Source organism: Streptomyces sp. KR55, from assembly GCF_052245645.1.
Taxonomy (GTDB): Bacteria; Actinomycetota; Actinomycetes; order Streptomycetales; family Streptomycetaceae; genus Streptomyces; species Streptomyces flavusporus.
On record NZ_JBQQCE010000089.1, the window covers coordinates 1 to 26092 of the forward strand.

The window sequence follows — 26092 nt, forward strand, 5'->3', positions numbered from 1 at the left end:
CATCACCGAGGGCACCGACCTCAACGGCAAGAAGCTGTGCTCGGTGGTCGGCTCGACCTCGGCGCAGAACATCCAGGACGAGATCGCTCCCAAGGCCCAGCTGAGGGAGTACGGCACGTACTCGGAGTGCATCGCGGGTCTGCAGAGCGGTGCCGTGGACGCGGTGACGACCGACGACTCGATCCTCGCGGGCTTCGCCGCCCAGGAGCAGTACAAGGGCCAGTTCAAGCTCGCCGGCCTGAAGCTGAGCAACGAGAACTACGGCATCGGCGTCAAGAAGGGCGACACCGAGACCGTGAACAAGATCAACGACGCGCTGGAGAAGATGGTCAGCGACAAGTCCTGGGAGACCGCGGTCAAGGAGAACTTCGGCCCGGCCAACTACAAGAACGAGCCCGCCCCGAAGATCGGGCAGATCGTTCAGTAACCCCCTCTCGCCCAGTAAGCGGGCATCCGCGCGTCACGCGAATGCCCGCAGGTAACGCGGAGTTTCACCGGCGCGCCGCCGTCGCCGTGCTCACAGCGGCGGTGCGCCGTGTCCGCCACGTACGTCACACACCCGGAAGCGCGGGAGATCGTGTTCGACTTTCTTTCAGACTATGACGACCCGAGCCTGCTGGGCGCCTTCTGGGTGACGGTGCAGCTCACCGTCTTCTCGGCCATCGGCTCCCTGGTCTGGGGCACCCTGCTGGCGGCCATGCGGGTCAGTCCGGTCCCGCTCATGCGCGGGTTCGGCACCGCCTATGTGAACATCGTCCGGAACATCCCCCTGACCGTCATCATCGTCTTCACCTCGCTCGGCCTCGCCGACATCTTCGGGGTGACGATGGGCGCGTCCGACGACTTCGAACTCCAGGGCTTCCGCCTCGCGATCCTCGGTCTCGTCGCCTACACCGCCGCCTTCGTCTGTGAGGCGCTGCGTTCCGGCATCAACACCGTGCCCGTGGGGCAGGCCGAGGCGGCCCGCGCCCTCGGGCTGAGCTTCAGCCAGGTCCTCTCGCTCATCGTGCTGCCGCAGGCGTTCCGCTCGGTCATCGGCCCGCTGGCCAACGTACTGATCGCACTGACGAAGAACACGACCGTGGCGGCCGCGATCGGTGTGGCGGAGGCTGCCCTCCTGATGAAGGAAATGATCGAGAACGAGGCCCAGACGGTCCTCATCGGCGCGATCTTCGCCTTCGGTTTTGTGGTACTGACCCTGCCCACCGGCCTGTTCCTCGGTTGGCTGAGCAAGCGACTGGCGGTGAAGCGGTGACCTCCGTTCTCTACGACGCGCCCGGCCCCCGGGCCAAGCGGCGCAACCTGATCCTCTCGGTGGTCTTCGTCGCCCTGCTGGCCCTGCTGCTGTGGTGGATCTGGCAGACGATGGACGACAAGGGCCAGCTGCGGTGGGCACTGTGGAAGCCGTTCACGGAGTCCGAGGCCTGGACGACGTATCTGCTGCCTGGCCTCGCCGACACCCTGAAGGCCGCGGCGCTCGCCATGATCATCGCCCTTCCGCTGGGCGCCGCCTTCGGCATCGCACGCATGTCCGACCACCGGTGGGTGCGGATCCCGGCCGGTGCGGTGGTGGAGTTCTTCCGGGCGATCCCGGTGCTGCTGCTGATGCTGTTCGCCAACGAGTTCTACGCCCGCTCCACGGACGTCAGCACCGACGACCGTCCGCTGTACGCGGTCGTCACGGGCCTGGTGCTCTACAACGCCTCGGTCCTCGCCGAGATCGTCCGCGCGGGCATCCTCGCCCTGCCCAAGGGGCAGACGGAGGCCGCCAAGGCGATCGGCCTGCGCAAGGGCCAGACGATGACCAGCGTCCTGCTGCCGCAGGCCGTCACGGCGATGCTCCCGGCCATCGTCAGCCAGCTGGTCGTCATCGTGAAGGACACCGCGCTGGGTGGCGTGCTGCTCAACTTCACCGAGCTGCTGAACTCGCGCGGCACGCTCGCCGCCAACTACGCCAACGTCATCCCGAGCTTCATCGTGGTGGCCGTCATCTACATCATCCTCAACTTCATCCTGACCAGCTTCGCGAGCTGGCTGGAGGGCAGGCTGCGGCGCAGCAAGCGGAGCACGGGTGCGGTGCTCGGCAAGGAGGACGTGGAGGAGCTCAACGCGGCCGAGGTCGGTGGCAGCTACGGAGCCGGCGCCGACAGGATTTGACGATCAGTCAGTAATCGCCGGAGGCACGAGGGCAGTGGCATGATCGCCACTGCCCTCGTCACTTGACGCAAGCACCGGCAATGGGTTGCATACGTTCTGTGATCGTGCACCCTGCTCCAACCTCCTGTTCACACACGTCCGTCGAGGCACCACTGGGAACGGGGAGCGGCGCGCCGTGGACCCGGTGATCATCGTCGGAGCGGGGCCTGTCGGGCTCACGCTCGCCCTGGCGCTCGCGCGTCAGGAAGTGCCGTCCGTTGTCCTGGACGAGGGGCCGGGCAAGGACGAACCGAGGCTCGCGCGGACGGTCGTACTGCGTGAGGACACCGCCGCGCTCATGGAACGGCTGACCGGGGTGCCGCTCGCCGAGGTCGGGATGCGGTGGGCCGGATGGCGGTCGATGCGGCGCAGGCAGGTGATGCGCGAGGTCACGTTCGGCGACGCGGGAGATGAGGGCCCGGACGGTGCGGACGCCGCGGAGGTCGCGCCTCCCGTCGAGTTCGCCCCGCTGCACATCGCCCAGCACGTCCTGACCAACGCCCTGCGCGCGGCCCTCGCGCACGAGCGGCTCGTGAAGGTCGCCGTGGACAGCCGCCTCGACACCATCGAGCAGGAGCCCTCCGGTGTCAGCGCGCACACCCGAGGTCCCAAGGGAACCTGGTGGCGCGGCAGTTACCTGGTTGGCTGCGACGGTCCCCGCTCGACCGTACGCAAGCTGCAGGACATCCGCTTCCCCGGCCGCACCGCGGTGGAGCGGTATGCCGTCGCCGCGCTGCGGGCGGAACTTCCGTGGCCCGGTCGGGCGTTGCTCCATCGGATGCCGCCATGGCGGACGTCGGGACCTTCGGGCGGGGAGATCACCGGACGACCGCTGCCCGACGGCGTCTGGCGGCTGGACTGGCTGCTGCCGCCCGGCAAGGACCTGGTCACGCCCGAGCTGCTGGTGGCCCGCATCCGGGAGACCCTCGCGGGCTGGACCGACGGCTCCACACCGTCGTACGAACTCCTGGACACCGGAGTCCACACGGTCCACCACCGGCTGGCCCGCCGCTGGCGCGCCGGCCGGGTCTTCCTCGCCGGGGACGCCGCCCACCTGCTGGGCGCGCTGGGCACGCACGGTCTGGACGAGGGGCTCCGGGACGCCGACAACCTCGCCTGGAAGCTGGCGCTGGCCTGGCACCACGGGCCGCACGAGGCGCTGCTGGACAGCTATCAGACCGAGCGCCGCGCGGTGGTCGCCGCCCGGCTGCGCAACACCGACCAGGTGCTCCCGCTCCTCCGCGGCAGCGGGAGCCTGCGTTCGTACGTCCCCGGCACCGCCCGCGGCCATGACGCGCTGCTCACCGACGGACACCTGGGGCGCGGTCCGCTGGGCGCCCCGGGCACCTACGCCGATTCCCCGCTCATCCCCCGCTACCTCGAGGACCAGGCACCCGTCCACACGGCCCCCGGAGCACCCGTCACGGACGTACGGGTCACCGCCGAGGACGGTTCCTTCGTACGGCTGCGCGACCGCCTCGGCCGCGGCGCGCTGCTCGTCGTCCTGATCGCCCCCGGCACCGGGGTGTGGGAGCGCAAGCACTGGGTGACCGCGGGGATCATGCCCCGGCTCGCGGCCGCGGTCACCGCGCTGCCGCACCCCGCCGAGCTGCTCGTCGCCGAGAGCTATCCGGGCGCCGCCGCCCACACCGTGCTCCTGGTCCGGCCCGACGGGCACCTCGTCACGGCCCTGAACGGAGTACGCCCGGCCGACCTGTACGCGGCGGCCGAGGCCACGCTCGGCGGCACGGCGAAGGCCCCGGAAGAGGCCACGGCGGGTACGCGCTGACGCCCGTCACCTGGCCAGAGCCTCGCCTTCACCGTCGCTGCGTCCGCATGGTGACGGTGAGTTGACCCGCCTGCACCGGCATGGTGTACTCCGGATCGTGACCGACACCTGTGTACGCCTGTGGCGGAGGGTCCACATGGACCTCGTCCGCTATGCGGGCTGTGTGTGTCGCCCGTCCTGCTGATCTCGCCTCTCTGTCTTCCCGCGCGCCGCTGACGCCTCGCTGCGCGCGCTCACGCGAACGCTCATCAGGACGGTGCACGTGTCTGGCTCCCCCTCTCTTTCCACCTCCGACTCCCGCTCCGCCAATGCCCCGACGCAGGCGGACCTTCTCGGCTTCGTCCGGCGTACGGCCGCCGATGCCGCGCTGATCGACTCGCTTCCGCTCGACCCGCAGGGCCGCACCTGGGTGCGCCTGGAGGGGCCCGGTGGCAGTGAGGCCTGGCTGATCGGCTGGCCGCCGGGCACGGGCACGGGCTGGCACGATCACGCCGACTCGGTGGGCGCCTTCCTCACCGCCCGCGGAGAGCTACGGGAGAATTCGCTCGCCGCCCGGCTGCCCACCGACGGCTGGAAGACCCTCGAACTCACGGACGGCGTCGACCGGGAGCGCCTGCTGCCGGCCGGCCGAGGGCGCTCGTTCGGCCGCCACCATGTCCACGAGGTACTCAACGAGTCCCTCGACCGGCACGCGGTCTCCGTGCACGCCTACTACCCGCCCCTGCCACGCATCCGCCGCTACAGCCGTACGGGGCATGTGCTGCGACTTGAGCAGGTCGAGCGCCCGGAGGACTGGCAGTGAGCGGGGTGGGCGAACAAGGAGGGCTTCGTCATCGGCGAGTCGGAGCGCCGGCGGTGAGCGGTGAGCGCGAACCGGCGGTCGGCATCGACGGGTTGCTGGAGCGGGTGCGAGAGGGGTACAAGCGGATCGAGCCGCAGGAGGCGTACGACGCCGCCCGCGCAGGCGAGGCGCTCCTGGTGGACATCCGGTACGCGGCCCTGCGGGAGCGGGACGGGCTGATCCCCGGCGCCCTTGTCGTCGAGCGCAACGAACTGGAGTGGCGACTCGACCCCCATGGCAGCCACCGCCTCCCCGAGGCCACGAGCCACGACCTGCGCGTCGTCGTGATCTGCAACGAGGGCTACGCGTCGAGCCTGGCGGCCGATTCCCTGCACCGGCTGGGACTGCACCGGGCAACCGATCTGGTGGGCGGGTTCCAGGCGTGGCGGGCGGCAGGGCTTCCGGTGACGTCGTAGACAGGGCGTGGCGTGGGCACCACGGCTCAGTGAGAGTGGGTGGGGCAGGGCCCTGGACGCGATCGGCGCCCCCGCGCGTCTACCGTGCCGCAGGGCCCCGCCCCGCCCCCTTGCACAGCTGCTCCCGCACCGAGGCTGTGGGCTGTGCAACCGTGGTTCGCAGTTCCGGGGATTCTGGATGTCACCGGCGCGCGGCACATGCATCAGATCCCCTCGTCGCCGAGGAACTCCGTGTCCTCGCCCTCCTCTTCCAGCGCCTGCCGGACCACCCGCAGGGCCATGCCCTCGGGGTAGCCCTTGCGGGCGAGCATGCTCGCAAGGCGGCGGAGTCGTTTGTCCCGGTCGAGGCCGCGGGTGGAGCGCAGCTTGCGGGCCACCAGCTCACGCGCGGTCGACTCTTCCTGCTCGGAGTCGAGTTGGGCGACGGCCTCGTCGATCAGCGTGGGGTCGACCCCCTTGGTCCGCAGCTCCTGGGCGAGCGCTCGGCGGGCCAGCCCCCGGCCGTGATGCCGGGACTCCACCCAGGCGTCCGCGAACGCGCTGTCGTTGATCAGCCCGACCTCCTCGAACCGTGACAGCACCTCCTCGGCAACCTCGTCCGGGATCTCCCGCTTGCGCAGGGCGTCCGCAAGTTGCTTCCGCGTCCGCGGGGTCCCGGTGAGCAGGCGCAGACAGATCGCCCGCGCCCGCTCAGCCGGGTCCCCTGAGGACTCCCCCTTCTCGGCCCTCGACGAGGAGAAGGCGTCCCCGTCCTCGGCGGACGGCTCTCCGAAGCCGCGCCGACGGCGTCCACGCCCACGTCGTGAACCGCCCTCGCCGTGCCCTGTGCGGTCGCCGCGAAGCCGACCGCTGCCGCTCACGCCCTCGGCGGGGTGCGAGCCTCTCTCCGACTCATCGTCACCGTGCCCGGCAAAGCCTCCGTCGCCCGCGCTCGTCGGCTCCGGTCTGTGTGGGGGGCCGGAGTAGGCGTGCTCCGGCCAGTCGGTTCGCCGTGTCACGGGTCAGCTCTTGGCGGCCGCGGCCTTGGTCTTGGCCGTCTTCGCCACCGCCGGTGCCGGTGCCGCCTTGGCCGCGTCGTCCGCGGGGGTGGCAACCGCGGCGTCCGCGCCCGGTTCGGCGGCGGGCTCCTCGGGCCGTACGCCGACGCCCAGCTTCTCCTTGATCTTCTTCTCGATCTCGTTGGCCAGGTCTGGGTTGTCCTTCAGGAAGTTGCGGGCGTTCTCCTTGCCCTGGCCGAGCTGGTCGCCCTCGTACGTGTACCAGGCGCCGGCCTTGCGGACGAAGCCGTGCTCCACGCCCATGTCGATCAGGCCGCCCTCGCGGCTGATGCCATGGCCGTAGAGGATGTCGAACTCGGCCTGCTTGAAGGGGGGCGCGACCTTGTTCTTGACGACCTTGCAGCGGGTGCGGTTGCCGACCGCCTCCGTGCCGTCCTTCAGGGTCTCGATGCGACGGATGTCGATGCGCACCGAGGCGTAGAACTTCAGCGCCCGGCCACCGGTCGTGGTCTCCGGGGAGCCGAACATCACACCGATCTTCTCGCGGAGCTGGTTGATGAAGATCGCAGTGGTCTTGGACTGGTTGAGCGCGCTGGTGATCTTCCGCAGGGCCTGGCTCATCAGACGGGCCTGCAGACCCACGTGGCTGTCGCCCATCTCGCCCTCGATCTCGGCGCGCGGGACGAGCGCGGCGACGGAGTCGATGACGATGAGGTCGAGCGCACCGGAGCGGACCAGCATGTCCACGATCTCCAGCGCCTGCTCGCCGTTGTCCGGCTGGGACAGGATCAGGTTGTCGATGTCGACGCCGAGCTTCTTCGCGTACTCGGGGTCGAGGGCGTGCTCCGCGTCCACGAAGGCGACCTGGCCGCCGGCCTTCTGGGCGTTCGCCACCGCGTGCAGTGTCAGGGTCGTCTTACCGGAGGACTCCGGTCCGTAGATCTCCACAACACGGCCGCGGGGCAGGCCGCCCACGCCGAGGGCCACGTCGAGGGCGGTCGACCCGGTCGGGATGACCTCGATGGGCTCCTTCGACCGCTCGCCCATGCGCATGACCGCGCCCTTGCCGAATTGTCGTTCAATCTGTGCGAGCGCGGCGTCGAGGGCCTTCTCGCGGTCGGTACCTGCCATGGGTTCCACCCGGTTTGCTTGAGTCGATCGCTTCACGTCAAAGACGCTAACGCCTGCCACTGACAATGCGCCCCGACGTGGGTCCGGCCTGTGGATAACTCGGGCACTTCCCCCTCAAATCGCTGCGGAAATCCCCGTCCAGAGCCTCGCCGGAGCTTCCATAAGAATGGATGTTCGATTTTTGTGTCAAGCGCACCACACGGCGCTTCCGAGACTATGTCGGCGCACCGACAACGGCCCCTGGCTCCGGCGCCGACAGCCCGCTCCCGCCCTGCTTCGCCGGGCGGTCAGCTGCTACGTGGCCGCCGTCATCGGGGCCGCGGTGCGGGCCGTCCTCACCTACTGACGCTCCGCCGCCGAGCTCCGCCCCGTCTCCCGCAGCCGCTCCCACAGGCGTCGCGCGCGCGTGAGCGCCCCGGGCCGCCCCGGCTCCCGTCTGTGGTTCCCGTCCACGCGCGGGTCGTCCGTGACGTCGTACCGCCTCACATACGCCCCAAGGAACGCCTGGAGCGTGGCGACCGCCGGGATGGCGATCAGCGCGCCGACCGCGCCGAGGAGAGCAGTGCCCGCGATGACCGAGCCGAAGGCGACCGCGGGGTGGATGTCGACGGTCTTGGCGGTCAGCTTGGGCTGCAGCATGTAGTTCTCGAACTGCTGGTAGACCAAGACGAAGACCAGCACCCACAGCGCGTACCAGGGGTCGACCGTGAAGGCGATCAGCATGGGCAGGGCACCTGCGAGATACGTGCCGATGGTGGGGATGAACTGCGAGACGAGCCCCACCCAGACGGCCAGCACGGGCGCGTAGGGCACGCCCAGGCTCTCCAGCAGGATGTAGTGCGCGATCCCCGAGATGAGTGCCATCAGGCCGCGCGAGTACAGGTAGCCGCCGGTCTTGTTGACGGCGATCTCCCAGGCCCGCAGGACCTCGGCCTGCCGGGCGGGCGGCAGTACGGAGCAGAGCGCGCGGCGCAGTCTGGGTCCGTCGGCGGCGAAGTAGAACGCGAACAGGGTGATCGTCAGCAGCTGGAAGAGTCCCCCGAGGACCTGCGTGGACACGTCCAGGACACCGGTGGCGCTGTTCTGCACGTAGTTGCGCAGCCAGTCGGAACGGAGCAGGCCCTCCTGGACGTCCACCCGCTTCAGGTCGGTGTTGAAGTGCGCGTTGATCCAGTTGATGACGGAGTCGAGGTAGCCCGGGAACCCCTCGACCATCGTGATGATCTGGCCGGCGAGCATGGAGCCGAGCAGCGTGACGAAGCCCGCGGACGCGATGATCACGGCGAGGAAGACGATGCCGGTGGCAGCCCCTCGGCGCATGCCGCGCGAGGCCATCCAGCTCACCGCGGGTTCTATCGCGAGGGCCATGAAGAACGCGATCAGGATGTTGATCAGCAGGCCGGTGAGCTGGTGAAAGGCCCAGCTGCCCAGCTGGAACACGGCGATGAGCGCGAGCGCCAGCACCATGGCGCGTGGCAGCCAACGCGGCATACGTGCGCTCGACGCGCGGCCGGGGTGCCGGGCGGGCGGCGCGGTGCCGGAGGGGGATGCTTGCTGGGCTGCCTGCCCGGTCTCATCTATGGGTGCCACGGTGCAAGTCTCGCCCACGCCGGTGACAATCGGGTGCGGTCCTGCGATCTTCGTGACCGGTCAGCGCCTTTCCTGTGGCACGTTCATGACCGAGCAGACCACCCGCCACACGTCCTTGGCCTCCCAGCCGGCGTCGAGCGCCTGGTGCACGGTGCGCCCGCCGAGCTCCGACATCACGTGATCGCGCGCGAAGGTCTCGGCGTAGCCCGTACCGAAGTGCTCCGCCATCCGCTCCCAGAAGACCGTCAACCTCATGACACCAGTATCCCGCCCCTGAGGGTGGGCCCGAGCCGGGACCGCTTGCCGAGAACGCTTTCCGCCCTACGGTCTGACCCATGGCCGAAACTGGAGCTTCCCCACTCCCCCCTACGCCCCCGGCGCACTCCCCGCTCTTCCGTGCCGAGCACTTCGTCTGGCTCACCGCGCGCGTACTGGAACAGCGCCTGTTCGCCTACCACTTCCTGCACGGCGGCGCCGACCCGGTGGAGACCGCGCTGGACGCCTACCGCAACCAGGACGGCGGATACGGCCACGCCCTGGAACCCGATCTGCGCGGCCCGGTCAGCCAGCCGCTGCACACCTCCCACGCCCTGCGCGTCCTGGACTCCCTCGGGCGCTGTGGCGGGCAGCGGGTGGAGCGTGTGTGCCGGTACCTGACCTCCGTGTCCACGGCGGACGGCGCGCTGCCGGCGATCCATCCCAGCCAGCGGGGCTATCCGACCGCCCCCTTCGTACCGGTCGTCGACGACCCTCCGAGCGAACTGCTCGCCACCGGGCCGGTGGTGGGCCTGCTGCACCGTAACGAGGTCTGGCACGCCTGGTTGTTCCGGGCCACGGACTTCTGCTGGCAGACGGTCGAGTCTCTGGAGCGGTCCCACCCCTACGAGATCGAGGCCGCCGTGGCCTTCCTGGACTCGGCACCCGACCGCCCGCGCGCGGAGGCGGCCGCCGACCGCCTGGGCCGCCTGGTGCGCGAGCACCGCCTCGCGGTCCTGGACCCGGAGAAGCCCGACACCTACCCCGTGGCCCCCGGCTACGCCCCGGCGGAGCACCACTTCCCGCACGACTACGCGAAGACTCCGCAGTCCCTCGCGCGCGCGTGGTTCACCGACGACGAGATGAACCGCTCCCTGGACTTCCTCGCGAGCGAACAGCAGGAGGACGGCGGCTGGCCGATCCGATGGCGTCAGTGGGCACCCGCCCCGGCGCTGGAGGCGCGCCCCATGGTGACGATCGAGGCACTGCGCACCCTCAGGGCCTACGGCCGGCCCATTGGCTGACCGCGGATGTCTCGCCGCCCCATCGGCTCGTCTCACCCACCCATCGCCCGTACCCCCGCCGTCACCACGACCGCCGCCGCGACGACGAGCAGGAACGGGGCGCGCAGGAACAGCGCCAGCGCCGCCGCGGCAAGCCCCGCCACGCGCGCGTCCAGCACGAGCGCCCGCCCGTCGGCGAAGGTCTGCTGGGCCGTGAGGGCGGCGAGGAGGGCGACGGGGAGGAGTGCTGCGAGCCGTTTGACGAGGGGCCGCTCGAGCACACCGGCCGGGACGAGGAGTCCGGCGAGCTTGACGGCGTAGCAGCCGACGGCGGTGACACCGATCGCGATCCAGACGTTCAACGCATTCCCTTTCGTGCCTCTCGGCGTCCTTCCATGAAGAGCACGGCCGGCGCCGCGAGGGCGGCCGCCAGCACCGGCACCCCCGCGGGCAGCACCGGCAGCAGCCCCAGCCCCAGGACCACGGCGAGTCCGGCGACGGCTCGCTCGGTCCCGGTCCTCAGCATCGGCGCCAGCAACGCCAGAAAGACCGCGGGCCCGGCCGCGTCCAGCCCCCAGGTGGCCGTGTCGCCGAGGGCCTCGGCCCCCAGCGCACCCAGCAGCGTGGTCAGGTTCCACAGCACGTACAGGCTGAGCCCGGTCACGACGAACCCGATCCGGATGCTGCGCCGCGTGGGCTGCGCCAGGGCGACCGCCGTCGTCTCGTCGATCACCCACTGAGCTGCGAACGGGCGCACCACGCGCGGGAGGGCCAGCAACTGCGACAGCCGCAGCCCGTAGAAGGCGTTGCGCACGCCCAGGAAGAAGGCGCCCGCAGCCGCCGTGAGCGGGTTCCCGCCCGCGGCGAGCGCCCCCACCAGCGCGAACTGGGAGGCGCCGGTGAACACCAGCAGGCTGAGCGCACACGTCTGCAACAAGCTGAGCCCGCTGCCCGCCGAGGTCACCCCGAAGGCGAACCCCGACAGTCCTACGGCGACTCCGACCCCGAGGGCGTCCCGTACGACGGCGGCGTCCGGCCTTCCTCCGCGGTCGGCCGGTATGTCTGCGTGCGTGTCCGCGTGAGCTGTCCGTTCTGCCACACGTCGGACGGTAGGTGCAGCCGTCGCGGAGCGTCTTGTACGTTCTTGCGCTCCCGCTGGTACGCCCCCGGAGGCACGCCCACGATCCTGCTGAAGTGCCGGTTCAGGTGCGGCTGGTCGGTGAACCCGACCGCGACGGCGGCTTCGGCGGGCGCTGTCCCCGCGTCCAGCAACCGGCGCGCCCGGCGCACGCGGGCATCGGTCAGCCAGGCGTGCGGCGGCATGCCGTACACCTCCCGGAACGCCCGCAGCAACGCGAACGGGCTGGTGCCGAGGTTCCCGGCGAGCGTCTCCAGGGTCGGCGGCTCGGCCATCCGCTCCTCCAGCACCTCACGTGCGCGTGCCGCGATCCGCGCTCCCGCCGTCCGCACCTGGCGTTGCGGCAGCGCTCCGCCGTTCAACCGCAGCAGCCGCGTCACGGCGACCCGCAGCAGCGTGTCGGCCGCCAGCGCGTTGCCCTCGTCGGCGGCGCGCAGTACCTGATGCACGAGGCTCACGGCGTACGGATCGTCGAGCACGGGCCGGGCGAACCCCGGGGTACCGCGTATCGCGGTCGTCTCCGCGGCGATGTCCGCCACCACCTCCGGCGACGGATACACGGCCCCGTACCGCCATCCCTCCGGTACCCCGGCCCGCCCCGTGTGCGGGGTGTCCGGATTGACCAGGGCCAGCGCCCCGGCACCCGCGTACTGATCGCCCCCGCCGTGGTGAAAGACCTCCACCCCGTCGGCGATGGCGGCGATCACGAAGTTTTCGTGCGTGTGCCGCACGAACGTCTTCCGGATGTACCGGGCCCGCAGCAGATCAACACCGGGCAGCTCCGCGTACTGCCAGTGCCGCGCCCGCTCGCCGGTACCCGCCATGACTCCATTCTCCAGCACCGCCTGGCCCGAAGCAGCAAACGCGCAGGTCAGCCGCATTGTCAGTGGCCGGGTGCAGGATAGCCCCATGGCAAGCTCCAGGCACCGAGCCCTCGACGGCTTCTCCCCCGCGACCCGCGGCTGGTTCACGGGGGCCTTTTCCGCGCCCACCGCGGCCCAGGCGGGCGCGTGGCAGGCCATCCGTGAGGGATCGGACGTACTGGTGGTCGCCCCCACGGGTTCCGGCAAAACGCTGGCCGCTTTCCTCGCGGCCCTGGACCAGCTCACCTCGACCCCCCACCCGGCCGACCCCAGGAAGCGCTGCCGCGTCCTGTACGTCTCCCCGCTCAAGGCCCTCGCCGTGGACGTGGAGCGCAACCTCCGCAGCCCCCTGACCGGCATCCGCCAGGAGTCAGTGCGCCTCGGCCTGCCGGAGCCGGACGTGAAGGTCGGCATCCGCTCCGGCGACACCCCGGCCGCCGAGCGCCGCGCCCTGTCCACCCGCCCGCCGGACATCCTGATCACCACCCCCGAGTCCCTGTTCCTGATGCTGACGTCGGCCACGCGCGACGCGCTGTCCGGCGTCGAAACGGTGATCCTCGACGAGGTGCACGCGGTCGCCGGCACCAAGCGCGGCGCGCACCTCGCTCTCTCCCTGGAGCGCCTGGACGAGCTCCTGCCGAAGCCGGCCCGCCGTATCGGCCTCTCCGCGACGGTCCGCCCGGTCGACGAGGTCGCCCGCTTCCTCTCCCCCCGCCGCAGGGTGGAGATCGTTCAGCCGGAGTCCGGCAAGGAGTTCGACCTCTCGGTGGTGGTCCCGGTCGAGGACCTGGGCGAACTGGGTGGCTCCCCGGTGGCCGACGGCTCCGAGGGCGCCGAGCGCCCGTCCATCTGGCCGCATGTCGAGGAGCGCATCACCGACCTCGTCCAGGCCCACCGCTCCACCATCGTCTTCGCCAACTCCCGCCGCCTCGCGGAGCGCCTGTGCAACCGGCTCAACGAGATCGCGTACGAGCGGGCCACCGGCGAGCCCCTGGACGAGCACCACGCCCCCGCCGCACTCATGGGCGGCTCGGGTGCCGCCCAGGGCGCCCCGCCCGTCATCGCCCGCGCACACCACGGCTCGGTGTCGAAGGAGCAGCGGGCCCTTGTCGAGGAGGATCTCAAGGCGGGCCGGCTCCCCGCCGTGGTCGCCACCTCCAGCCTCGAACTCGGCATCGACATGGGCGCGGTGGACCTCGTGGTCCAGGTCGAGTCTCCACCGTCCGTGGCCTCCGGCCTCCAGCGCGTCGGTCGCGCCGGCCACCAGGTCGGCGCGGTCTCCACCGGCGTGGTCTTCCCCAAGTACCGCGGCGACCTGGTGCAGGCGGCCGTGGTCACCGAGCGGATGCGCACCGGCGCGATCGAGTCCCTGAAGGTCCCGGCCAACCCCCTGGACGTCCTGGCCCAACAGCTCGTCGCCATGACGGCGATGGACACCTGGCAGGTCGACGACCTGCTCGCCATGGTCCGCCGGGCCGCCCCCTTCGCGTCGCTCCCGGAGTCAGCGTTCACCGGGGTCCTCGACATGCTCGCCGGGCGCTACCCGTCGGACGCGTTCGCGGAACTGCGCCCACGCGTGGTGTGGGACCGCATCGCCGGCACGATCACCGGCCGCCCCGGAGCCCAGCGCCTCGCCGTCACCTCGGGGGGCACGATTCCCGACCGTGGCCTGTTCGGGGTCTTCCTCGCCGGTGCCGATCCCAAGAAGGGCGGCGGCCGGGTCGGCGAGCTCGACGAGGAGATGGTCTACGAGTCCCGGGTCGGGGACGTCTTCACGCTCGGCACCAGCTCCTGGCGCATCGAGGACATCACCCGCGACCGGGTCCTGGTCTCCCCCGCGCCCGGCGTCCCGGGGCGGCTCCCGTTCTGGAAGGGCGACCAGTTGGGCCGCCCACTGGAACTGGGCCGTGCGGTGGGCGCGTTCCTGCGCGAGGTCGGCTCACTCACCACGGAGGACGCCCGGCTGCGCCTGCTCGCTGCCGGCCTGGACGCCTGGGCGGCGGACAACGTCCTGTCCTACCTGGACGAACAGCGCGAGGCCTGCGGCCACGTCCCCGACGACCGCACCATCGTCGTCGAACGCTTCCGCGACGAGCTCGGCGACTGGCGGGTCGTCGTGCACTCCCCCTTCGGCGCCCAGGTGCACGCCCCATGGGCGCTCGCCCTCGGCGCCAAGCTCTCCGAGCGGTACGGCATGGACGCACAGGTCATGCACGCCGACGACGGCATCGTGCTGCGCCTGCCGGACGCCGACCTCATGAGCTTGGACCTGCTCGACCGGGAACCGATGAAGGTGGGCACGGAATACGACGCCGAACAGGCGCCCGTCGGGGCGGCGGACGTGGTCTTCGACAAGGGCGAGGTCGACCAGATCGTCACCGACCAGGTGGGCGGCTCGGCCCTGTTCGCGTCGCGTTTCCGCGAGTGCGCCGCCCGCGCGCTGCTGCTGCCGCGCCGCAACCCGGGCAAGCGCACGCCCTTGTGGCAGCAGCGCCAGCGCGCCTCCCAACTGCTTCAGGTGGCCGGTGAGTTCGGCTCGTTCCCGATCGTCCTGGAGGCAGTGCGCGAATGCCTCCAGGACGTCTTCGACGTCCCCGGGCTCGTCGAGCTGATGGGCGATCTCGAGTCCCGCAAGGTCCGCCTGGTCGAGGTCACCACTCCGGAGCCGTCCCCCTTCGCGCGCTCCCTCCTCTTCGGGTACGTCGCCCAGTTCCTGTACGAGGGGGACTCGCCGCTCGCCGAGCGCCGGGCCGCCGCCCTGTCGCTCGACTCGCGTCTGCTCGCCGAACTGCTCGGCCAGGCGGAACTGCGTGAGCTGCTGGACGCGGAGGTGCTGACCGAGCTGGAGCGGGAGCTGCAGTGGCTCACCGAGGACAGGCGCGTCAAGGACGCCGAGGGCGTCGCCGATGTGCTGCGGCTGCTCGGCCCGCTCACGGACGCCGAACTGGCCGAACGGGGCGCCGAACCACAGTGGGCGAAGGAGCTGGCGGGCGCCCGCCGGGCGATCCGGGTCCGTATCGCCGGGGCGGACCACTGGGCAGCGATCGAGGACGCGGGCCGCCTGCGCGACGCACTGGGCACGGCACTGCCGGTCGGGGTCCCGGAAGCCTTCACCGAACCGGTGAAGGACCCCCTCGGCGATCTCCTCGCGCGCTACGCCCGCACCCACGGCCCGTTCACGTCCACGACGGCCGCGGCCCGCTTCGGCCTGGGCGTGGCCATCACCGAGGGCGCCCTGCAGCGGCTGGCCGCGTCGGGGCGGGTCGTACAGGGAGAGTTCCACCCCGCCGGCATCGGCCAGGAGTGGTGCGACGCAGCCGTACTGCGCCGACTGCGTCGCCGTTCCCTGGCCGCGCTGCGGCACGAGCTGGAGCCGGTCCCGCCGGCCGCGCTCGCGCAGTTCCTGCCGCAGTGGCAGCACATCGGCAGGGGCCACGCGCTGCGCGGCATCGACGGACTGGTGCGCGCCATCGAGCAGTTGCAGGGCGCATCAGTGCCCGCCTCCGCCCTGGAGAAGCTCGTCCTGCCGTCCCGCGTCGCGAACTACACCCCCGCGATGCTCGACGAACTCACGGCCGCCGGCGAGGTGGTGTGGGCCGGAGCCGGCGCGCTCCCCGGCAAGGACGGCTGGGTGTCCCTGTACCTGGCGGACGCGGCCCCACTCCTCCTGCCGCCCCCGCACCCGCTGGAGCTCACGGCCCTTCACCAGTCCGTCCTGGACGCCCTCTCCGGCGGCTACGGTCTGTTCTTCCGCCAGATCGCCGACCAGGTCCGTGCCACCACCCACCCCGAGGCCACGGACCCCCAACTTGCCGACGCCGTCTGGGACCTGGCCTGGTCCGGCCGACTGACCAACGACACCCTCGCGCCCCTGCGCTCCCTGCTCGGCTCCGGCCGCACCGCGGGTTCCACGGCCCACCGCGCCAAGCGCACGGTCCCACGGGGCCGCTACGGCTCCCTGACCGCTGCCGCCCGCCCCGCCTCCCGCAGCGGCCCGCCGACCGTCGCCGGCCGCTGGTCCCTGCTCCCGGCCCACGAACCCGACCTCACCGTGCGCGCCCACGCCCTGGCCCGCACACTCCTCGACCGGCACGGCGTCGTGACCCGGGGAGCGGTCGCCGCGGAGGGCGTCGAGGGCGGGTTCTCGGCGACGTACCGCATCCTGTCCGTCTTCGAGGAGAGCGGCCAGGCCCGGCGCGGCTACGTCGTCGAGGGGCTCGGGGCCGCACAGTTCGCGATGGACGGCGCCGTGGACCGCCTGCGGGCCGTGGCCAATGCCCGCGACCGGGGCGACGGGCTGCCCGACCCGCGGTTCGGGACCGGCGCCCCCGAGGGCGTCACCGAGGGCTACTTCACCGCCGCCGACGCCCTCGGCCCGTTCGACGACCATGCCTACCAGGCCGACCCGGCGTACGACCCCCTGGACGCCGACTCCCCGCTCCCCCATCCCTCACCGGGCGACTACGTCTCACCCCGGGACTTCCCCACATCCGGCACTCCGCAGGGCGCCCCCTCCTGGCAGAACGGCGGCCGCGCAACCCCCGGCTCCCCTGCCCGCGGCAACCGCCCCTCCGCCGTCTCCCGTGCCGTCGTCCTGGCCGCCGCCGACCCGGCGAACGCCTACGGCGCCGCTCTCCCCTGGCCGGAGCCCCCGACGGGCGCCGGGCACAAGCCGGGCCGCAAGGCGGGCTCTCTCGTCGTCCTCGTCGACGGCGAGTCGGCCCTGTACATGGAACGCGGCGGCAAGACCCTGCTGGCCTGGCCCACCGCCCCGGACCTCACACCCGCCGACGACCCACGCCTCGGCACGGCCGCCGAGGCCCTCGCCGCAGCCGCCCGCGCCGGCTCCCTCGGCACGGTCACGGTGGAACGCATCAACGGCACCCCCGCCCTGACGTCCCCGATAGGCACCCTGCTGGAAACAGCAGGCTTCGTCGCAACACCGAGAGGCCTACGCCTACGGGCGTGAACCACATCCCACAACGCGACCCGGCACACGCCCCTCTCCCCGTGCCACCCTGAACCCATGCCCGAAGGAGACACGGTCTGGCAGGCCGCGAGGCGGTTGCACGGCGCCCTCGCGGGCAAGGTGCTGACCCGCTCCGACCTGCGCGTGCCGAAATACGCGACGGCCGACCTCACCGGCCGTACCGTGCTGGACGTCACCCCGCGCGGCAAGCACATCCTGGCCCGTATCGAAGGCGGCCTGACCCTGCACTCGCACCTACGGATGGACGGCTCCTGGAAGGTGTACGCGAGCGGCCGGCGCTGGACCGGCGGCCCGGCACACCAGATCCGCGCGATCCTGGGCACCGCCGACCGCACGGCCTTCGGCTACCGCCTCCCCGTCCTCGAACTCCTCCGTACCGCCGACGAGGATCGCGCCGTCGGCCATCTCGGCCCCGACCTGCTGGGCCCGGACTGGGACCCGGACCGTGCGCTGACCAACCTCCTCACGGACCCCGCCCGCCCCCTGGGCGAAGCCCTCCTGGACCAGCGCAACCTCGCCGGCATCGGGAACGTGTACAAGAGCGAGCTCTGCTTCCTGCTCGGCGCCACCCCGTGGCTCCCGATCGGCGACCTCCCCGCCGACCACACGGCCAAGCTCCCGGCCCTCGCCAGGAAACTCCTGGAGACCAACCGCGACCGCCCGGTCCGCACCACGACGGGCCGCCGCGGCCAGGACCTGTTCGTCTACGGCCGCGCACCCCGCCCCTGCCTGCGCTGCCACACGCCCGTCCGCGTCGCCGACCAGGGGGACGGCTCCCGCGAGCGCCCCACCTACTGGTGCCCGACCTGCCAGACGGGCCCGGCCCCGACGTCCGGCACCCCGCGTACGAGACGGAACCCGGCACCGCACTAATTGACGACCCGTCAGAAATGCTCGTACGGTCCCAGCATGGCCGTGAAGGCGTACGACCTCACCGGACGCACCGCATTCGTCACCGGCGCCGCCGGCGGCATCGGCCGCGCCTCGGCGGTCCTGCTCGCCCGGGCCGGCGCCACCGTGCACTGCGCAGACCGCGACGCGCAGGGCCTGCACGAGACGGCGACCCGGATCAAGGACCACGGCGGCACCGCCCGCACCCACCACCTCGACGTCACCGACCGCACCCAGGTGAGACAGGCCGTCGCGTCCTGTGAGCGGCTGGACGTGCTGGCCGCGATCGCCGGGATCATGCACAGCAGCCCGGTCCTGGAGACCCGGGACGAGGACCTCGACCGGGTGCTGAACGTCAACTTCAAGGGCGTGCTGTACGCCTGCCAGGAGGCGGCCCGTCTGATGCTCGACCGGAACATCAGGGGCAGCATCATCACGATGGCGTCCGGCGCCGTCGACACCGGCGGCCCCGGCCTGCTGTGCTACGGCGCAGCCAAGGCGGCCGTCGTACAGCTGACGAAGACGCTGGCGACGGAGCTGGGCCGGTCCGGCATCCGGGTGAACGCGGTCGCGCCGGGCTGGATCCGCACTCCCATGACCGACCGCCACGACAACGCGGCCCAGGCGCGCACCGAGGCGGTGATGGCGCGGATGTCGCCGCTGGGCCGGGTCGGCGAACCGGAGGACGTCGCCCACGCGGTCCTCCACCTGGCCTCCGACGCATCGGCCTTCACCACGGGCCAGATCCTGCGTCCGAACGGGGGTGTGGCGATGCCCTGGTAGCGCTGGTCCGCAAGGCGTTCCGCCACCGCGCCACCCCGAGCGCCCCGGCCGCCCGCGCCCTGGGCGCACAGTGCACCGGCAACAGGCTCAGCCCCCACCCCCCGGCCGCGACCGCCCCCTCCAGCGCCCCCGCGTCGGGCGCCACCGCAAGCCGCAGCACGGCCCACCACCACACCGCCCCGAGCCCCAGAACGCCCCCCCAACGCACTGTCCGCGCCGCCATGGCCGTCACCTCCAGCTCGACGCCACACAGGGGCTGAGCTGCGGGCAGTCGTGCCTCCCCCAGAGGGGGGACCCCCAGGGCGATGGGGGTCCCCCCGCTCGAGCGAAGCCGAGAGTGGGGGAGGGTGGGCGCAGCGGCACCCCGCAACGCCGGGCTACGTTCACCTGCGTCACCGGAAACCGGGGCACCCGAAGCACCTGGGTTCACCCGGGACAGTCGCAACCCCGGTCAACCGTTCTCGGCCTGGAACATCCAGTAGTGCTTCTCGAGATCCGCCGTGATCCCGATGAAGATGTCCTGCGACACCGGATCCGCCTCCGCGGTCGCGGCCACCCGCTCCCGCATCCGTCCGATCAGCGCCCCGAGGGCCTCGACGAGCACCGCCACGGCGTCCCCGTCCTGGATCCAGCCGCCGTTCACCGCCCCGATGCCGCTGCCGACGGCCACTGTCGAGGCGCGCCCGTCGGGCGAGACGCCCAGGGCAGAGGCGCGTTCGGCAACGGTGTCGGAGTGGGTTCGCGCGGTGTCGACCACTTCGTCGAGCTGAAGGTGCACCGACCGGAAGCGCGGCCCCACGACGTTCCAGTGGATCTGCTTGGCCACCAGGGCGAGGTCCACCAGATCGGCGAGTGCGCCCTGCAGCGCCTCGGAGACGGTCATCAGATGCGCATCGGACAGTGGGCTCTTGACGACGTACATCGCACCTCCGTTGGCTCGCCCGGCATGTCCCTCCACGATGAACGCGGCACCCGGGACCGGCAAACGCACCCGAACGGAAATCAAAGCGAACCCGAAGCAAGACCCCGCACATGCGAAAACCCCGACGGCACTCCCCAGGGGATCTCCCCGGGAAGCCCCGGCCGGGGCATCACACGTTTCCTACGGCGTGGGCGTCAGCCCACGCGTCCAACGCGCGCGTACGTCACGCCGCGACCACGTCGACCGTCTCGGACGGCGCCTTGATGGTCACCCGTTCCGGCGGCACACCGGTCACCGACACGGATCCCAGCATCGGACGAACCGCCGTGGGCACGGGCTCGCTGGGTGTGGCGGCAGCAGACTGGGCCAGCTCGGCGAGGGCGAGCTCGTCGCTCACTTCCCGCATGAGCTCGGACATCCGTACGTCCAGCGCGTCGCAGATGGCGGAGAGCAGTTCGGAGGAAGCCTCCTTCTGCCCCCGCTCCACCTCGGAGAGATAGCCGAGTGAGACTCGGGCGGACGAGGAGACTTCGCGCAGAGTACGGCCCTGGCGCTGGCGCTGCCGACGCAGCACGTCACCCAGCAGGCGACGGAGCAGAATCATCGGTGGCTCCCTCCTCGGACCGCGTAGCCGCATCCTTCACGCCCCACCGTACCGCCTTGCGCTGCGGCCGTGCGGGGAGCGATGTCGTGTTCACTCAGGGCTGCAAACATCAAAACCCCCCGTTCCGTTCCGTATCCTGTGCCCGCTCATTCCCGGTCTGTTCGCCCGCAAGCTCCCTCAGAAGCAGTGCGAGTACGCTCCGTACACTCTCCATACGAATTTCCGCGCGGTCGCCGTTCAACCTCAGAGGCTCCACTTTTCCGCCACCGGCGGAACCGGAACCCGGTCCGAAGGGCCCGTCCAGGGCCACGAAAACCGTCCCGACGGGCTGCCCGTCCTGTGATTCCGGACCGGCGACACCGGTGGTCGCGATGCCCCAGTCGGCACCCAGCGCCTTCCGGACGCCGATCGCCATCTGGAGTGCGACCTGCGGATCCACCGCTCCACGCTGAGCCAGCAGAGTGGCGTCGACGCCCAGCAGCTCGTGCTTGAGCGCAGTCACGTACGCCGTCACCGAGCCCCGGAACGCCTTGGACGCCCCCGGAACCGCCGTCAGCTCCGCCGACACCAGGCCGCCCGTCAGCGACTCGGCGACGGCGACCGTCTCGCCCCTCACCGTGAGTAGTCGCACCACTTCCGCGGCCGGGGAACTCACGTTTCCGTCTCCTCCAACGCAGCCTTGCGCTCGGCCATTCCCTGCCTGCGCAGCACAATGGCCTGTCTCACATAGTCGAGCCCGGTCACCACGGTCAGGACGACCGCCGCCGCCATCACCCAGAACCTCAGGGTGGCCAGCCACCCCGTCAGCGCCAGCACGTACATCCCCACGGCCACGCCCTGCGTGAGCGTCTTCAGCTTGCCGCCGCGGCTGGCCGGGATGACGCCGTACCGAATGACCCAGAAACGCAGCAGTGTGATCCCGAGTTCCCGCCCGAGGATCACGATCGTCACCCACCACGGCAGATCGCCCAGCGCCGACAGACAGATCAGCGCCGCGCCCATGATCGCCTTGTCGGCGATGGGGTCGGCGATCTTCCCGAAGTCGGTGACGAGGTTGTAGGTGCGCGCCAGATGGCCGTCGAACAGGTCAGTGATCATGGCGATGGCGAAGGCCGCCCAGGCGAGCGAACGCCATGCCGGGTCGTAGCCGCCGTCGGCCAGCATCAGCGCGACGAAACCCGGCACCAGGACCAGCCGGAGCATGGTCAGGAGATTGGCGATGTTCCAGACGCTGGCCTGGTCGACGGCCGCGGCGGCGATCTTCCCGCCGCGCGCCGGCTTCCCCCCGTCCTGCGCGCCGGAAGCGCCCGACCCGGTAGAACCCGCGGCCGCCCCCTTCCCCTTCGAGGCCCCGCGCGCAGCGGTCCCTCTCGAGGAGGCCGCGGCACCGTTCGCCTTGGCGGAGCCACCTGCGGCGGACGCTGGTACTCCGGTCATCTGCCCGCCTCCTCACTGCCCGGGAGACCGCCTGCGCGACCGCCGACGAACGCGCCCGGCAACGGCTCGGCCACCAGGTCGACACCTTCCGTACCGACCACCTTCGCCTCGACCATACGACCGATGCGCAGACCCTCGCCGCTCGTCAGCAGCACCTGGCCGTCCGTCTCGGGCGCCTGGTGCGCCGCACGACCGTAGGTGCCGTCCTCGGTGTCCACCGACTCCACGAGCACGCGCACGGTCTGACCGACGCGCTCCTCGGCCCGCTGCGAGACGAGTTCCTCGGCCAGCCGCGAGATGCGGGCGAGGCGCTCGGCGACGACGTCCTCGTCGAGCTTGTTGTCGTACGTGGCCGCCTCCGTGCCCTCCTCGTCGGAGTAGCCGAAGACGCCGATGGCATCCAGCCGTGCGCCGTTCAGGAACCGCTCCAGCTCGGCCAGGTCGGCCTCGCTCTCGCCGGGGAAGCCCACGATGAAGTTGGAGCGCACGCCGGCCTCGGGCGCCTTGCTGCGGATGGTGTCGAGCAGCTCGAGGAACCGGTCGGTGTCACCGAAGCGGCGCATCGCGCGCAGCACGTCGGGCGCGGAGTGCTGGAAGGACAGGTCGAAGTACGGTGCGATCTTCGGCGTCGAGGTCAGGACGTCGATCAGCCCGGGGCGCATCTCGGCCGGCTGGAGGTAGCTCACGCGCACCCGCTCGATGCCATCGACCTCAGCCAGCTCCGGCAGCAGCGACTCCAGCAGCCGGATGTCGCCCAGATCCTTGCCGTACGAGGTGTTGTTCTCGGAGACCAGCATGATCTCCTTGACGCCCTGCTCGGCCAGCCACCGCGTCTCGTTCAGCACGTCGCTCGGGCGGCGCGAGATGAAGGAGCCGCGGAAGGACGGGATGGCGCAGAAGGAGCAGCGCCGGTCGCAGCCCGAGGCGAGCTTCACAGAGGCGACGGGGGCGCCGTCCAGCCGGCGCCGCAGGGGCGCGCGCGGCCCGGAGGCCGGGGCGACACCCTCGGGAAGGTCCACCGGAGCGTGCCCCGGCAGCGCGACGGATGCCGCCGAATCCTGCCGCTCGGCCGGGCTGATCGGCAGCAGCTTGCGCCGGTCGCGCGGGGTGTGCGCGGCGTGAATGCCGCCGTTCAGGATCGTCTGCAGCCGGTCGGAGATGTCCGCGTAGTCGTCGAAGCCCAGCACGCCGTCGGCCTCGGGGAGTGCCTCGGCGAGCTCCTTGCCGTACCGCTCGGCCATGCAGCCCACCGCCACGACGGCCTGGGTTCTTCCGTGTCCCTTGAGGTCGTTGGCCTCCAGCAGGGCGTCGACGGAATCCTTCTTGGCGGCGTCGACGAAGCCGCAGGTGTTGACGACGGCGACGTCGGCGTCCCCGGCTTCCTCGACGAGCTCCCAGCCGTCCGCCTCCAAACGGCCTGCGAGCTCCTCCGAGTCCACCTCGTTACGGGCGCAGCCAAGGGTGACGAGTGCGACGGTACGGCGTTCAGGCATGGGCTCAAGACTACTTCGTCCCGCTGACACCCCATGTCGACCACCCCACGACGACGGGGTTGGCCGATCATGGCCAACCCCGTAGCGACGACACGCCTCTCAGGCGCCTACCCGACCTGCGGGTCACCCTTCGTGTAGGTGAGCCGCTCCACGGAGCCCGGCTGAAAGTCGCTCTCGATCTTCTTGCCGTTCACATAGAGCTGGATCGCGCCGGCGTCGCCGAGCACGAGGTTGATCTTGGAGCTGTCCTGGAAGGTCTTGGACTCGCCCTGCTTGAGGAGTCCGTCGAAGAGCAGCCGGCCGTTGTGGTCCTTGGCGGAGATCCAGCTGCGGCCGTCGACGGCGCTCACCTGGACGGTGACCTTGTCCTGGGGCGCGGCCGCGATGGCGCTCTCCGTCGGGTCGGGCTTCGGTTCGGCCGGCTTGCTGTTGCCGTTGGAGGGCGAGGCCGTCTTGGTCGACGAGGGCTTGGATCCCTCGGCGACCGGCGTCTCGGAGCCGGTGCCGGTGTCGCCGCCCTTGACCACGGTGAACCCGACGAAGCCGATCACGACCACGATCGCGGCGACCATGGCCGCGGTCCAGTTGGGTCCCCGCCGCTCCGGGCGGATGCGCTCGGCCTCGAAGAGGGGTGCCGCCGGTGTCGGCGCCGGCCGCCCGCCGTGCTGGGCGTCGTACTGGGCGAGGAGTGGGGCCGGGTCCAGGTGGACGAACCTGGCCAGGGTCCTGATGTGCCCGCGGGCGTAGACGTCGCCGCCGCAGGGCGCGAAGTCGTCCGACTCGATGGCGTGCACGATGGCGATGCGGACTCGGGTGGCGGTACTGACGTCGTCGACGGTCAGCCCGGCGGCCATGCGCGCCTGCTGCAGGGCGCGGCCGATGGAGGGGCGGGCTTCCTCGGATACGTCTTCGAACGGACGCTCGTCTTCAGGGGAGTTGCCGATGGACACGGGGGCGCCTTTCGAGCGTGTAGCCACCTGTGCTGGAGGTTCAGTCTAGGGGGGGTACGAAAGGGTGGGGCAACCGGGCGACGGGACTTTGTACGCCATCCGAATGGCCGGACATCCTGATGGCGGGTCGAGTGTTGACTGATGGTGGGGCAGGTGCTTTGCGGTTCCCTCAACTTGACGTACGCCGGAAGGAAACGGTTGCTCAATGATCGCTTACGGGTGAGTCACGATCGAACAACACACCGCGCGACGGCCGTAGGACACCCGTCTCCCTACGCTTCAGACTCCCCACGGATCAATGCGAGCACGCCATCCAGGTCATCGGGTTTCACAAGAACATCACGCGCCTTGGAGCCCTCGCTCGGCCCGACGATGTTCCGCGACTCCATGAGGTCCATCAGCCGCCCGGCCTTGGCGAAGCCCACGCGCAGCTTGCGCTGGAGCATGGAGGTCGAGCCGAACTGCGTGGAGACCACCAGCTCGGCCGCCTGGCACAGCAGGTCCAGATCGTCGCCGATGTCCTCGTCGATCTCCTTCTTCTGCTTGCTGCCGACGGTGACGTCGTCCCGGAAGACCGGCGCCATCTGGTCCTTGCAGTGCTGGACGACGGCCGCAACCTCCTTCTCGGTCACGAACGCGCCCTGCATACGCACCGGCTTGTTCGCGCCCATCGGCAGGAACAGTCCGTCGCCCTTGCCGATCAGCTTCTCGGCGCCCGGCTGGTCGAGGATGACCCGCGAGTCCGCCAGTGAGGAGGTGGCGAACGCCAGCCGCGACGGCACGTTCGCCTTGATCAGACCGGTGACCACGTCCACCGACGGCCGCTGCGTGGCGAGCACCAGGTGGATGCCGGCCGCGCGCGCGAGCTGCGTGATGCGCACGATGGCGTCCTCCACGTCGCGCGGCGCCACCATCATCAGGTCGGCGAGCTCGTCGACGATCACCAGGAGGTACGGGTACGGCTGGAGTTCCCGCTCACTGCCCTCCGGCGCCGTCACCTTGCCGTTCCGCACGGCCTCGTTGAAGTCGTCGATGTGCCGGTAGCCGTACGCCGCCAGGTCGTCGTACCGCAGGTCCATTTCCCGTACGACCCACTGGAGCGCCTCGGCGGCCCGCTTCGGGTTGGTGATGATCGGCGTGACCAGGTGCGGGATGCCCTCGTACGCGGTGAGCTCGACGCGCTTGGGGTCGACCAGGACCATGCGGACGTCCTCGGGGGTCGCGCGCATCATGACCGACGTGATCAGGCAGTTGATGCACGAGGATTTACCGGAACCGGTGGCTCCGGCGACGAGGACGTGCGGCATCTTCGCGATGTTCGCCATCACATAGCCGCCCTCGACGTCCTTGCCGAGCGCGACCAGCATCGGATGGTCGTCCTCGGCGGCCGCCGCCAGCCGCAGCACGTCGCCGAGGTTGACCATCTCACGGTCGGTGTTCGGGATCTCGATGCCGACCGCGGACTTGCCGGGGATCGGGCTGATGATCCGCACGTCGGGGCTGGCGACGGCGTACGCGATGTTCTTGGTGAGCGCGGTGATCCGCTCGACCTTCACGGCGGGGCCGAGTTCGACCTCGTAGCGCGTGACCGTCGGCCCGCGCGTGAAGCCGGTGACGGCGGCGTCGACCTTGAACTCGGAGAAGACGTTGGTGAGCGAGGCCACCACGGCGTCGTTGGCCGCGCTGCGCGCCTTTCCGGGGCCCCCGCGCGTGAGGAGGTCGAGGGACGGCAGGGAGTACGTGATGTCGCCGGACAGCTGGAGCTGCTCGGCGCGCGGCGGGAGGTCGCGGGTCTCGTGGG

The 26092-nt window shown here is 71.1% G+C and carries 26 protein-coding genes; 11 read left to right on the top strand and 15 right to left on the bottom strand.

Features of this window, described 5'->3' with window-relative positions; all coding sequences use genetic code 11:
• From ACTWQJ_RS15530 to ACTWQJ_RS15560, 7 genes are all read left to right on the top strand, one after another.
• Positions 1-427 (top strand): transporter substrate-binding domain-containing protein (locus ACTWQJ_RS15530; RefSeq protein WP_443307225.1); only part of this gene is annotated, 427 nt, incomplete at its 5' end.
• A 150-nt stretch (positions 428-577) separates the two neighbouring features.
• Positions 578-1255 (top strand): amino acid ABC transporter permease, encoded by a 678-nt coding sequence (locus ACTWQJ_RS15535; RefSeq protein WP_443307246.1) that lies wholly within the window; start codon positions 578-580, stop codon positions 1253-1255.
• Positions 1252-2157: an amino acid ABC transporter permease gene (locus ACTWQJ_RS15540; RefSeq protein WP_443307226.1), complete on the top strand. Its 906-nt coding sequence runs from the start codon at positions 1252-1254 to the stop codon at positions 2155-2157. The genes ACTWQJ_RS15535 and ACTWQJ_RS15540 overlap by 4 nt, the downstream gene beginning before the upstream one ends.
• Before the next feature lie 175 nt (positions 2158-2332).
• On the top strand, positions 2333-3985 hold the full coding sequence (locus tag ACTWQJ_RS15545; RefSeq protein ID WP_443307227.1) for an FAD-dependent monooxygenase: 1653 nt from the start codon (positions 2333-2335) through the stop codon (positions 3983-3985).
• Between the two features lie 97 nt (positions 3986-4082).
• The gene (locus tag ACTWQJ_RS15550; protein ID WP_313960178.1) at positions 4083-4169 is read left to right on the top strand and encodes a putative leader peptide; all 87 of its coding nucleotides are present in this window, start codon (positions 4083-4085) and stop codon (positions 4167-4169) included.
• Between the two features lie 72 nt (positions 4170-4241).
• A complete protein-coding gene (locus ACTWQJ_RS15555; RefSeq protein ID WP_443307228.1) occupies positions 4242-4787 on the top strand; it encodes a cysteine dioxygenase in 546 nt (181 codons plus the stop codon).
• 53 nt (positions 4788-4840) lie between these two features.
• Positions 4841-5242 carry a rhodanese-like domain-containing protein gene (locus ACTWQJ_RS15560; RefSeq protein ID WP_443307229.1) on the top strand — a complete coding sequence of 134 codons (402 nt, stop codon included), beginning with the start codon at positions 4841-4843 and terminating at the stop codon, positions 5240-5242.
• Between the two features lie 203 nt (positions 5243-5445).
• On the opposite strand, the gene recX is transcribed toward ACTWQJ_RS15560, so the two are convergent.
• From recX to ACTWQJ_RS15580, 4 genes are all read right to left on the bottom strand, one after another.
• Positions 5446-6240, bottom strand: a complete 795-nt coding sequence (recX, locus tag ACTWQJ_RS15565; RefSeq protein ID WP_443307230.1) for a recombination regulator RecX — start codon at positions 6238-6240, stop codon at positions 5446-5448.
• A gap of 3 nt (positions 6241-6243) precedes the next feature.
• Positions 6244-7371, bottom strand: coding sequence for a recombinase RecA (recA, locus tag ACTWQJ_RS15570; RefSeq protein WP_443307231.1), 1128 nt, complete (start codon positions 7369-7371; stop codon positions 6244-6246).
• Between the two features lie 339 nt (positions 7372-7710).
• Positions 7711-8961: an AI-2E family transporter gene (locus ACTWQJ_RS15575; protein ID WP_443307232.1), complete on the bottom strand. Its 1251-nt coding sequence runs from the start codon at positions 8959-8961 to the stop codon at positions 7711-7713.
• Between the two features lie 60 nt (positions 8962-9021).
• Positions 9022-9216, bottom strand: coding sequence for a DUF3046 domain-containing protein (locus tag ACTWQJ_RS15580; RefSeq protein ID WP_224734156.1), 195 nt, complete (start codon positions 9214-9216; stop codon positions 9022-9024).
• An 80-nt stretch (positions 9217-9296) separates the two neighbouring features.
• On the opposite strand from ACTWQJ_RS15580, the gene ACTWQJ_RS15585 reads away from it, so the two are divergent.
• Positions 9297-10241, top strand: coding sequence for a hypothetical protein (locus ACTWQJ_RS15585; protein WP_443307233.1), 945 nt, complete (start codon positions 9297-9299; stop codon positions 10239-10241).
• Positions 10242-10273: 32 nt separating this feature from the next.
• On the opposite strand, the gene ACTWQJ_RS15590 is transcribed toward ACTWQJ_RS15585, so the two are convergent.
• The 3 genes from ACTWQJ_RS15590 to ACTWQJ_RS15600 are packed head-to-tail and all read right to left on the bottom strand — an operon-like array spanning position 10274 to position 12182.
• Positions 10274-10582, bottom strand: coding sequence for an AzlD domain-containing protein (locus ACTWQJ_RS15590; protein ID WP_443307234.1), 309 nt, complete (start codon positions 10580-10582; stop codon positions 10274-10276).
• Positions 10579-11319, bottom strand: a complete 741-nt coding sequence (locus tag ACTWQJ_RS15595; RefSeq protein ID WP_443307235.1) for an AzlC family ABC transporter permease — start codon at positions 11317-11319, stop codon at positions 10579-10581. Before ACTWQJ_RS15595 ends, ACTWQJ_RS15590 begins: the two co-directional genes overlap by 4 nt.
• Positions 11208-12182 carry an AraC family transcriptional regulator gene (locus tag ACTWQJ_RS15600; RefSeq protein WP_443307236.1) on the bottom strand — a complete coding sequence of 325 codons (975 nt, stop codon included), beginning with the start codon at positions 12180-12182 and terminating at the stop codon, positions 11208-11210. The genes ACTWQJ_RS15595 and ACTWQJ_RS15600 overlap by 112 nt, the downstream gene beginning before the upstream one ends.
• Positions 12183-12267: 85 nt before the next feature.
• On the opposite strand from ACTWQJ_RS15600, the gene ACTWQJ_RS15605 reads away from it, so the two are divergent.
• Genes ACTWQJ_RS15605 through ACTWQJ_RS15615 form a run of 3 tightly spaced genes read left to right on the top strand, consistent with a single transcriptional unit; the run spans position 12268 to position 18885 of the window.
• Positions 12268-17190 carry an ATP-dependent helicase gene (locus ACTWQJ_RS15605; protein ID WP_443307237.1) on the top strand — a complete coding sequence of 1641 codons (4923 nt, stop codon included), beginning with the start codon at positions 12268-12270 and terminating at the stop codon, positions 17188-17190.
• A 57-nt stretch (positions 17191-17247) separates the two neighbouring features.
• Positions 17248-18084 carry an Fpg/Nei family DNA glycosylase gene (locus tag ACTWQJ_RS15610; protein WP_443307238.1) on the top strand — a complete coding sequence of 279 codons (837 nt, stop codon included), beginning with the start codon at positions 17248-17250 and terminating at the stop codon, positions 18082-18084.
• 36 nt (positions 18085-18120) lie between these two features.
• Complete coding sequence (locus tag ACTWQJ_RS15615) at positions 18121-18885, top strand: SDR family NAD(P)-dependent oxidoreductase (RefSeq protein WP_443307239.1); 765 nt, start codon at positions 18121-18123, stop codon at positions 18883-18885.
• Here the strand turns inward: ACTWQJ_RS15615 and ACTWQJ_RS15620 are convergent.
• From ACTWQJ_RS15620 to ACTWQJ_RS15655, 8 genes are all read right to left on the bottom strand, one after another.
• Positions 18833-19108, bottom strand: coding sequence for a hypothetical protein (locus ACTWQJ_RS15620; RefSeq protein ID WP_443307240.1), 276 nt, complete (start codon positions 19106-19108; stop codon positions 18833-18835). The two genes, ACTWQJ_RS15615 and ACTWQJ_RS15620, sit on opposite strands and share 53 nt — an antisense overlap.
• Positions 19109-19336: 228 nt before the next feature.
• Entirely contained in the window at positions 19337-19807 is a 471-nt protein-coding gene (locus ACTWQJ_RS15625) for a Dps family protein (RefSeq protein ID WP_443307241.1), read from the bottom strand.
• Positions 19808-20030: 223 nt separating this feature from the next.
• Entirely contained in the window at positions 20031-20411 is a 381-nt protein-coding gene (locus tag ACTWQJ_RS15630) for a helix-turn-helix domain-containing protein (protein WP_129801119.1), read from the bottom strand.
• 109 nt (positions 20412-20520) lie between these two features.
• Positions 20521-21066, bottom strand: coding sequence for a CinA family protein (locus ACTWQJ_RS15635; protein ID WP_443307242.1), 546 nt, complete (start codon positions 21064-21066; stop codon positions 20521-20523).
• The gene (gene pgsA / locus ACTWQJ_RS15640) at positions 21063-21848 is read right to left on the bottom strand and encodes a CDP-diacylglycerol--glycerol-3-phosphate 3-phosphatidyltransferase (RefSeq protein WP_129801121.1); all 786 of its coding nucleotides are present in this window, start codon (positions 21846-21848) and stop codon (positions 21063-21065) included. Before pgsA ends, ACTWQJ_RS15635 begins: the two co-directional genes overlap by 4 nt.
• Positions 21845-23341: a 30S ribosomal protein S12 methylthiotransferase RimO gene (gene rimO / locus ACTWQJ_RS15645; protein ID WP_443307243.1), complete on the bottom strand. Its 1497-nt coding sequence runs from the start codon at positions 23339-23341 to the stop codon at positions 21845-21847. The genes pgsA and rimO overlap by 4 nt, the downstream gene beginning before the upstream one ends.
• Positions 23342-23448: 107 nt before the next feature.
• Entirely contained in the window at positions 23449-24291 is an 843-nt protein-coding gene (locus tag ACTWQJ_RS15650; RefSeq protein ID WP_443307244.1) for a helix-turn-helix domain-containing protein, read from the bottom strand.
• A 272-nt stretch (positions 24292-24563) separates the two neighbouring features.
• Positions 24564-26092: DNA translocase FtsK (locus ACTWQJ_RS15655; RefSeq protein ID WP_443307245.1), on the bottom strand; the 1529-nt coding region annotated here is incomplete at its 5' end.

Coding starts and splice junctions, on each gene's coding strand:
- ACTWQJ_RS15585 (WP_443307233.1), top strand. CDS start 9,297: ATGGCCGAAACTGGAGCTTCCCCACTCCCCCCTACGCCCCCGGCGCAC.
- recA (WP_443307231.1), bottom strand. CDS start 7,371: ATGGCAGGTACCGACCGCGAGAAGGCCCTCGACGCCGCGCTCGCACAG.
- pgsA (WP_129801121.1), bottom strand. CDS start 21,848: ATGACCGGAGTACCAGCGTCCGCCGCAGGTGGCTCCGCCAAGGCGAAC.
- rimO (WP_443307243.1), bottom strand. CDS start 23,341: ATGCCTGAACGCCGTACCGTCGCACTCGTCACCCTTGGCTGCGCCCGT.
- ACTWQJ_RS15620 (WP_443307240.1), bottom strand. CDS start 19,108: ATGGCGGCGCGGACAGTGCGTTGGGGGGGCGTTCTGGGGCTCGGGGCG.
- ACTWQJ_RS15610 (WP_443307238.1), top strand. CDS start 17,248: ATGCCCGAAGGAGACACGGTCTGGCAGGCCGCGAGGCGGTTGCACGGC.
- ACTWQJ_RS15615 (WP_443307239.1), top strand. CDS start 18,121: ATGGCCGTGAAGGCGTACGACCTCACCGGACGCACCGCATTCGTCACC.
- ACTWQJ_RS15600 (WP_443307236.1), bottom strand. CDS start 12,182: ATGGCGGGTACCGGCGAGCGGGCGCGGCACTGGCAGTACGCGGAGCTG.
- ACTWQJ_RS15580 (WP_224734156.1), bottom strand. CDS start 9,216: ATGAGGTTGACGGTCTTCTGGGAGCGGATGGCGGAGCACTTCGGTACG.
- ACTWQJ_RS15630 (WP_129801119.1), bottom strand. CDS start 20,411: ATGATTCTGCTCCGTCGCCTGCTGGGTGACGTGCTGCGTCGGCAGCGC.
- ACTWQJ_RS15605 (WP_443307237.1), top strand. CDS start 12,268: ATGGCAAGCTCCAGGCACCGAGCCCTCGACGGCTTCTCCCCCGCGACC.
- ACTWQJ_RS15625 (WP_443307241.1), bottom strand. CDS start 19,807: ATGTACGTCGTCAAGAGCCCACTGTCCGATGCGCATCTGATGACCGTC.